Below are 1,581 nucleotides of genomic sequence, written 5' to 3' on the forward strand. Positions count from 1 at the left end.
AAGGCGGTCGTCGGCGAGACGTTCGAGATTTCCGCGACCGTGTTCCGTGAGGGTCATGACGCGGTGGCCGCGAATGTGGTGCTGCGGGACCCCGAGGGCCGCCCGGGGCCCTTCACGCCGATGCGTGAACTCGCCCCGGGCACCGACCGCTGGGGCGCCGACGTCACCCCCGACAAGCCCGGCCTGTGGACCTACACCGTGGAGGCGTGGAGCGACCCGGTCGCCACCTGGCAACACCACGCGCAGATCAAGGTGCCCGCGGGCATCGACACCGCCCTGGTGCTGGAGGAGGGCGCCCGCCTGTACGAGCGGGCGGCCACCGACATCCCCGAGGAGGACGGGCGCGCGCTCGTGCTGGAGGCGGTGGCGGCGTTGCGTGCGGACGAGCGGCCGGCCGCCTGGCGGCTGGCGGCGGCGCTGGACCCGCAGGTGGCCGAGGTGGTGGCCCGTCATCCGCTGCGGGAGCTGGTCACCGCCTCCGAGCCGCTGCGGCTGCTGGTGGAGCGCGAGAGGGCCCTGTTCGGCTCGTGGTACGAGTTCTTCCCCCGCTCCGAGGGCACCCCCGAGCATCCGCACGGCACGTTCCGCACGGCCGCCCGCCGGCTGGACGCGATCGCCGCGATGGGCTTCGACGTCGTCTATCTGCCCCCGATCCATCCCATCGGCCACACCTTCCGCAAGGGCCGTAACAACACCCTCACCGCCGGCCCCGAGGATGTGGGTGTGCCGTGGGCGATCGGTTCGGCCGAGGGCGGGCACGACGCCATCCACCCGGATCTGGGCACGATCGAGGACTTCGACCACTTCGTCGCCCACGCCGCCGGACTGGGCCTGGAGGTCGCTCTCGACTTCGCCCTGCAGTGCTCCCCGGACCATCCGTGGGTGCACAAGCATCCCGAGTGGTTCCACCACCGTGCCGACGGGACCATCGCCTACGCGGAGAACCCGCCGAAGAAGTACCAGGACATCTACCCCATCGCCTTCGACGCCGACATGGACGGCCTCGTCGCCGAGACCGTCCGTGTCCTTGAGCACTGGATGGCGCACGGGGTGCGGATCTTCCGGGTGGACAATCCCCACACCAAACCGGTGGTGTTCTGGGAGCGGGTCATCGCCGAGGTGGGCCGCACCGATCCGGGGGTGATCTTCCTGGCCGAGGCCTTCACCCGTCCGGCGATGATGCACACCCTGGCGCAGATCGGTTTCCAGCAGTCCTACACGTACTTCACCTGGCGCAACACCAAGCAGGAGCTCACCGAGTACCTGACCGAGCTGACCGGTGAGGCCGCCTCCTACATGCGGCCGAACTTCTTCGCCAACACCCCCGACATCCTGCACGCCTACCTCCAGCACGGCGGCCGTCCCGCCTTCGAGGCCCGCGCGGTGCTCGCCGCGACCCTCTCGCCCACCTGGGGCATCTACAGCGGCTACGAACTGTGCGAGAACACCCCGTTGCGTGAAGGCTCCGAGGAATACCTCGACTCGGAGAAGTACCAGCTCAAACCCCGCGACTGGGCCGCCGCCGAACGCGAGGGCCGCACCATCGCACCCCTGATCACCCAGCTCAACACCATCAGGCGC

General features: G+C 69.9%; 1 protein-coding gene. It reads left to right on the forward strand.

Going from position 1 to position 1,581, the window contains the following annotated elements; all coding sequences use genetic code 11:
• Positions 1–1,581 (forward strand): alpha-1,4-glucan--maltose-1-phosphate maltosyltransferase (locus ACFY0F_RS39090; RefSeq protein ID WP_388805994.1); only part of this gene is annotated, 1,581 nt, incomplete at both ends.

The organism is Streptomyces sp. NPDC001544 (genome assembly GCF_042894285.1).
Lineage (GTDB): Bacteria > Actinomycetota > Actinomycetes > Streptomycetales > Streptomycetaceae > Streptomyces.